Source organism: Pseudactinotalea sp., from assembly GCF_048594945.1.
Taxonomy (GTDB): domain Bacteria; phylum Actinomycetota; class Actinomycetes; order Actinomycetales; family Beutenbergiaceae; genus Pseudactinotalea.
Window position 1 is genome coordinate 1 of the sequence record NZ_JBMDXJ010000369.1, and the last position, 6,383, is coordinate 6,383.

6 protein-coding genes are annotated in these 6,383 nt (G+C 70.4%); 3 read left to right on the plus strand and 3 right to left on the minus strand.

Annotated elements, in window-relative coordinates:
• Window positions 1–105: 105 nt before the first annotated feature.
• Window positions 106–1,629, minus strand: coding sequence for an aldehyde dehydrogenase family protein (locus ACOJSN_RS16825; RefSeq protein ID WP_420113645.1), 1,524 nt, complete (start codon window positions 1,627–1,629; stop codon window positions 106–108).
• A 137-nt stretch (window positions 1,630–1,766) separates the two neighbouring features.
• On the opposite strand from ACOJSN_RS16825, the gene ACOJSN_RS16830 reads away from it, so the two are divergent.
• The gene (locus ACOJSN_RS16830; protein ID WP_420113646.1) at window positions 1,767–2,960 is read left to right on the plus strand and encodes a GAF domain-containing protein; all 1,194 of its coding nucleotides are present in this window, start codon (window positions 1,767–1,769) and stop codon (window positions 2,958–2,960) included.
• Window positions 2,957–4,498 carry a molybdopterin-dependent oxidoreductase gene (locus ACOJSN_RS16835; RefSeq protein WP_420113647.1) on the plus strand — a complete coding sequence of 514 codons (1,542 nt, stop codon included), beginning with the start codon at window positions 2,957–2,959 and terminating at the stop codon, window positions 4,496–4,498. Before ACOJSN_RS16830 ends, ACOJSN_RS16835 begins: the two co-directional genes overlap by 4 nt.
• A gap of 12 nt (window positions 4,499–4,510) precedes the next feature.
• Here ACOJSN_RS16835 and ACOJSN_RS16840 read toward each other — a convergent pair whose 3' ends face one another.
• On the minus strand, window positions 4,511–5,110 hold the full coding sequence (locus tag ACOJSN_RS16840) for a LysE/ArgO family amino acid transporter (protein WP_420113648.1): 600 nt from the start codon (window positions 5,108–5,110) through the stop codon (window positions 4,511–4,513).
• Between the two features lie 69 nt (window positions 5,111–5,179).
• Here ACOJSN_RS16840 and ACOJSN_RS16845 point away from each other — a divergent pair, with 69 nt between their 5' ends.
• Window positions 5,180–6,073: a LysR family transcriptional regulator ArgP gene (locus tag ACOJSN_RS16845; RefSeq protein ID WP_420113649.1), complete on the plus strand. Its 894-nt coding sequence runs from the start codon at window positions 5,180–5,182 to the stop codon at window positions 6,071–6,073.
• Here ACOJSN_RS16845 and ACOJSN_RS16850 read toward each other — a convergent pair.
• Window positions 6,074–6,383 (minus strand): sensor histidine kinase (locus ACOJSN_RS16850; protein WP_420113650.1); only part of this gene is annotated, 310 nt, incomplete at its 5' end.

The window sequence follows — 6,383 nt, forward strand, 5'->3', positions numbered from 1 at the left end:
GTCGTCGTCCTGCCAGCATGCGCCGCCGGACCGCGCGCCGCCCGCCGAGGCCGGGGCGCGCGGTCCGCGGCGGTCCGGTCACGTGCCGGTCAGCAGCCGTGCCGGTCAGAAGAAGCCGAGCTTGGTGCCCGAGTAGCTGACCAGCAGGTTCTTGGTCTGCTGGTAGTGGTCGAGCATCATCTTGTGGTTCTCGCGCCCGATCCCCGACTGCTTGTAGCCACCGAACGCCGCGTGCGCCGGGTAGGCGTGGTAGCAGTTCGTCCACACCCTGCCGGCCTTGATCTCGCGACCGGTGGCATAGGCCCGGTTGCCGTTGCGGGTCCACACGCCGGCGCCCAGCCCGTAGAGCGTGTCGTTGGCCATCTTGAGCGCGTCGGCGTCGTCGGCGAACCGCGCCACCGAGACCACCGGGCCGAAGATCTCCTCCTGGAAGATCCGCATCGAGTTGTCACCGGCGAACACGGTGGGCTTGACGTAGTAGCCCTCGGCAAGGTCGCCGTCGAGCACGTTCCGCTCACCGCCGGTGAGCACGGCGGCGCCCTCCTGCTTGCCGATATCGATGTAGGACAGGATCTTCTCGAGCTGGTCGTTGCTCGCCTGCGCACCCATCATCGTGGCGACGTCGAGCGGGTTACCCGTGGTGATCGCCTCGACCCGGGCTATCGCGTCGCCCATGAAGCCGTCGTAGATCGAGGACTGCACCAGCGCACGCGACGGACAGGTGCAGACCTCGCCCTGGTTGAGCGCGAACATCGCGAAGCCCTCGAGGGCCTTGTCGTAGAAGGCGTCGTTGGCGGCCGCGACGTCCTCGAAGAAGATGTTCGGGCTCTTGCCGCCCAGCTCCAGCGTCACCGGGATCAGGTTCTGGCTCGCGTACTGCATGATCAGCCGGCCGGTCGTGGTCTCGCCCGTGAACGCGATCTTCGCGATCCGCGGGTTGGCTGCCAACGGCTTGCCCGCCTCCACACCGAAGCCGTTGACGATGTTGACCACTCCGTCGGGCAGCAGGTCACCAATCAGCTCGAACAGTTTGAGGATCGACCACGGCGTCTGCTCGGCCGGCTTGAGTACCACGGCGTTGCCCGCAGCAAGCGCCGGGGCCAGCTTCCAGGTGGCCATGAGGATCGGGAAGTTCCACGGGATGATCTGCCCGACCACGCCCAACGGCTCGTGGAAGTGGTAGGCGATGGTGTCGCCATCGATCTCCGAGATGCCACCCTCCTGGGCGCGGACCGCGCCGGCGAAGTACCGGAAGTGGTCGATCGCGAGCGGCATGTCGGCGTTGAGGGTCTCGCGCACCGCCTTCCCGTTGTCCCAGGTCTCGATGACCGCGAGATCCTCGAGGTTGGCCTCGATGCGGTCGGCGATCTTGTTGAGGATCACGGCGCGCTCGGCGGGCGAGGTCCGCGCCCACGAGTCCGAGGCCGCGTGAGCGGCGTCGAGTGCGGCCTCGATGTCCTCGGAGGTGCCGCGGGCGATCTCGGTGAACGCCCTGCCGGTGACCGGCGAGATGTTCTCGAAGTACTCACCCTTGATCGGGTCGACCCACTGGCCCCCGATGTAGTGGCCGTACCGGCTCGCGACCTCGATGCCCGACTCGGCAGAACCGGGCTGTGCGTACACGGTCATGTGTGCTCCCCACGTCGTTGTTGGGTCCTCATGGCGGGCGGGTTGCGCCGCTGAGCGGCACGCTACGGAGGCGAACGTTGCAGTCACGTTGCATGCCGCGGTTGCTTTGCCGGCCTTCGCGGCGAACACTGGTGGCCATGAGCCAGGCGATGAGGTCTGAGGTCGCGGAGTCGTGGCACCGGTCGGCGGCTGCGGGCGTCGATGTCGGCGCCGAGTCCAGCCCGATCACGCTCCCCGAGGACGATCTCGTGGAGTACCGGGCCGCTCACGCCCTCGCCCCCGTCTACCCGCTGCTCGACGACGCGCTTGGCGAGGCTGCTCGGGCGTGCGACGCACTGCTCGCACTGAGCGACCACCAGGGTCAGCTCCTCTGGGTCACTGGAACCACGCAGACGCTTCGGCGGGCGGAGGCGATCGGGTTCGTCGAAGGTGCGAGCTGGGACGAGCGGCTCGCCGGCACCAACGCGCCCGGGACCTCGCTCGTGCTCGACCGCCCCACGATGGTGGTCGGCGCCGAGCACTACCGCGAGTCGGTCCGCCCCTGGAACTGCGCCGCCGCACCGATCCACGACCCGATCACGGGCCGCATCCTCGGGGTGCTGGACGTCACCGGAGGTCCTGATGTCGCCTCCCCGCAGACCATGGCGATGGTGCGCACCGCCGCCCGTCTCGCCGAGTCCGAGTTGACGCGCCTCGGCGGACCGATCCCGGTCCCCCACATGATCGACGGCGAGGTGTTCGTCCGCGCCGACGTCACCGTGCAGTGCCTCGGCCGCCGTGAGGCGGTGCTCACCGTCCGCGGCAAGGCTCAGGTCCTCAGCCGACGACACAGCGAGATCTTGGCGTTGCTGGCCACCTCACCCAGGGGCCTCGCCGGAGACGAGCTGGCCCTGCTCCTGTACGAGGGGGACGTTCCCGCCACGTCCACGCTCCGCGCGGAGATGAACCGCCTGCGCGGGCTGCTGGGAGAAGAGGTGATCGGGTCGCGCCCCTATCGTCTGCTCGTTCCGGTGGCCGGCGACTGGAACCTTGTGCGTGCGCTGCTCGCCGCCGGTGACGTGGTGGCGGCGATGCGCCACTACGCGGGCCCGGTGCTTCCCCACTCGGACGCGCCCGGGGTGGTCGCACTCCGCGAGAACCTTCATGGCGAGCTCCGCGCGACCATCGTGGCCAGCGATCAGGCGGACCTGATGGCCGCATGGACGCGCGCATCCTGGGGCGCCGACGACTACGAGGTCTGGACGGCGCAGCGCGACCTTCTTCCTGCCACCTCGCCGCTGCAGCCGCTGGTCCGGTCTCAGCTGGCCCGGCTCGATCTCGAGTTCGCGTGAGGGCGGCACAGTGGACCGCCGCGCTCACCGGAGTCGCGGCGGGCGCGGTGGCGCTCGCCGTGGCGGGAGTGTGTGCGGCAGTGCTCGACGGGCTGAGTCTGGTCGGCGGTACCGCATCGCCGCTGCTTGCGCTGGGCGCAGCGTTCATCGACGCCACACCCGCCTGGCTGAAGGACTGGGCGATCGCCACCTTCGGCACACGCGACAAGCAGGTCCTCGTAGCCGGGATGATCGTCGTGGTGACGCTGCTCTGTGCCGGTCTGGGGCTGCTCGGCGCACCGCGCGCCGCAGGTGGATCCGGACGGCGGAGGCTCGCCCTGGCGATCTTCGCCGCCTTGGGTGCGGGTGTGGTGGCGATCGTGCTGCTGCGGCCGGGTGCCGCCGCGCTCGACCTGCTCCCGACCGCCCTCGGCGTCGGGAGCGGGATCGTTGTGCTGGGCCACCGCTGGCGCCGCGCAGATCAGCAGCCAGATCTCGATCGCCGCCGGGTGCTGCGCTGGGCCGGGCTCACCACGGTTCTCGCCGCCGCGGTCGCCCTGGTCGGGCAGGTGCTCTCCGGCCGCGAACAGGCCGAGTCGGCCCGCGCCGATGCCGAGCTCCCCGAGGTCACGGACCCGGTGACCGTCCCTCCAGAAGCCGAGGTCGCCGTCGACGGCATGACCCCGTACGTGACCCCGAACGAGGACTTCTACCGCATCGACACCGCGATCGTGCCGCCGTCTCTCGACCCGCAGCAATGGCGGCTCCGGGTGCACGGGATGGTCCGCCGCGAGGTCGAGATCGACTACGCGGAGCTCCTCGAGCAACCGATGATCGAGTCGCTCACCACCCTCGCGTGCGTGTCGAACACGGTGGGCGGCAACCTCGTGGGCAATGCGGTGTGGACCGGATGGCCGATCCGGGAGCTGCTCGCGCGCGCCGAGCCGCTCGCCGAGGCGGACATGGTGCTCTCGACGAGCAGCGACGGTTTCACCGCCTCCACCCCGCTGGAGGCGCTCACCGATGAGCGCGCCTCGCTGCTGGCGATCGGGATGAACGGTGAGCCGTTGCCGGTCGAGCACGGCTACCCGGTCCGCATGGTGGTGCCCGGACTGTACGGCTACGTCTCGGCCACCAAATGGGTGGTCGACCTCAAGGTGACCACCTTCGACGCCGACGTGGCGTACTGGACACCGCGCGGCTGGTCCGCGCGCGGGCCCATCAAGACCTCCTCACGGATCGACGTGCCCGCACGGTCGGCACGGGTGAACGCCGGGCGGGTGGTGGTGGCGGGCGTGGCGTGGGCGCAGCACCGCGGCATCGCCCTGGTCGAGATCCGCGTGGACTCCGACGGTCCGTGGCGGCCCGCCGAGCTCGCCGACGAGCCGACGATCGACTCCTGGCGGCAGTGGTACTGGCACTGGGATGCGCCGGTGGGCAAGCACACGCTCTCGGTCCGAGCTACCGACTCCGAGGGTGCCGTGCAGATCTCCGAGTCCGGCCCACCCGCACCCGACGGCGCCACCGGCCTGCACACGATCTACGTGCACGTGCAGTGACGCCGCCGCGGCTTAGTTCAGCAACAGCTGCGCTGCGAGCGCGACCATGATGAGCGCGATCACGCCGTCGAGCACCCGCCAGGCGCTCCGCCGTCGGAACACCGGCTCGAGAAGGCGAGCCCCCAGACCCAGGGCGGAGAACCACAGCACCGAACCCGCCATCGCCCCAGCCCCGAAGAGCCAGCGGTCGTCCCCGTGGGCCGCCGCCATCGAACCGAGCAGCACCACGGTGTCGAGGTACACGTGCGGGTTCAACCACGTCAGCGCCAGTGTGGTGGCGAGTACCGGACCCCAGGTGCGAGTCGCCGACTCCCCCGCACCCTGCAGCGACTCTCCGCGCCACGCGCGGACTGCGGCGCGGATGCCGTAGCCGATGAGGAAGGCCGCGCCACCCCACCGCACGATCTCGAGCGCCACGGGTGCGTGCGTCACGAGCGCGCCGAGCCCTGCGACACCGGCTGCGATCAGCACGGCGTCCGACGCGGCGCACACCGCGATCACCAGTGGCACGTGTCGTCGCGCCAGTCCCTGACGCAGCACGAAGGCGTTCTGGGCACCGATCGCGACGATCAGCGACAGGCCGGCAGCCAGGCCGGAGAGGGTGGGGAGCACGCGTGAACGCTAGGTCGTCGTCGTGCGACAGACCAGATCATGCTCCTGTGTGTCCTTAAGATGTTCTTCATGACGGACGTGGATGCCCACGCTGCCCGCACCGTTGCCGCGATCGCCGAGGCGCGGACGCTGGAGGGAGCCGCTGCGGTCCTGCGCGTGACGCCGTCGGCGGTGAGCCAGCGGGTGCGCGCCCTCGAGTCCGAGATCGGGCAGCCGGTGCTTCACCGGACCCGACCGATCGAGTTGACCTCCGCGGGACTCGCGGTGCTCCGGTACGCCCGCCAGCTCGAGCAGCTCGGCACGGAGCTGCGGGCCGAGTTGTCTCCGACCGCCAGCGGTCCCGTGCCGCTCACGATCGTGGTGAACTCCGACTCCCTGCACACGTGGGCGCTGCCGCCGCTGGCCGGGCTGGTGGACCGGGTGCACCTCGAGGTGCTGCGAGAGGACGAGGAGCACTCGCTCACTCTGCTGCGCGAGGGGGCCGCGGTCGGAGCGGTGACCTCCGAGGCCCAGCCGGTACCCGGATGCTCGGCGGAACAGCTCGGCGTGATGCGCTATCTCGCCGTGTGCTCGCCCGTGTTCGTGGAGCGATGGTTCGCCGACGGCGTGGACCCCGGTGCGCTCTCGACGGCACCCAACGTGACCTACGACCGCAAGGACACTCTGCAACGCCGGTGCCTTCGCCGCCTGACCCGAGCCGAGGTGACGCCCCCCTCGCACTACATCCCGGCGTCGGCCGAGTACGCCGAGGCGATCCGGCTCGGCATGGGGTGGGGCATGGTGCCGGAGATCGAGTGCCGGGAGGAGGTGCGGGTCCGGGATCTGGTACGGCTCGCCGACCATGCGGTGGTCGACGTCCCGCTGTACTGGCAGCAGTGGCGCCGCTCCTCCGCACTGCTGCGGGAGGTCGGCGACGCGCTGCGTGGGGCCGCGCGAGCGGTGCTGCGGCCCCGAACGGTCTGATCAGCCTGCGCGCAATCGGACGACCACGCGTAAGCCACCCTCGGCTCTGGCCTGGAGCGTGAGGCTGCCGTCGTGGGCGTCGGAGATGCTCTTGACGATCGCCAGTCCCAGCCCGATGCCGTCGTGGTCGCTGCGGACTCGGCCGCTGCCACGGCGGAACCGCTCGGTCAGACCCGTCACCACGTGCGGATCGAGCAGGGCGCCGGTGTTCTCGACCGTGAGCACCACCCAGCCCGGCTCGCGCCCGGTACGGACGCTCACGGTGGCCGGCGCGCCGGAGTTGTGAACGATCGCGTTGTGCACGAGGTTG

Bases quoted from the DNA above. Each gene is read 5' to 3' on its own strand.
- ACOJSN_RS16825 (WP_420113645.1), bottom strand. From the start codon at position 1,629: ATGACCGTGTACGCACAGCCCGGTTCTGCCGAGTCGGGCATCGAGGTC.
- ACOJSN_RS16830 (WP_420113646.1), top strand. From the start codon at position 1,767: ATGAGCCAGGCGATGAGGTCTGAGGTCGCGGAGTCGTGGCACCGGTCG.
- ACOJSN_RS16845 (WP_420113649.1), top strand. From the start codon at position 5,180: ATGACGGACGTGGATGCCCACGCTGCCCGCACCGTTGCCGCGATCGCC.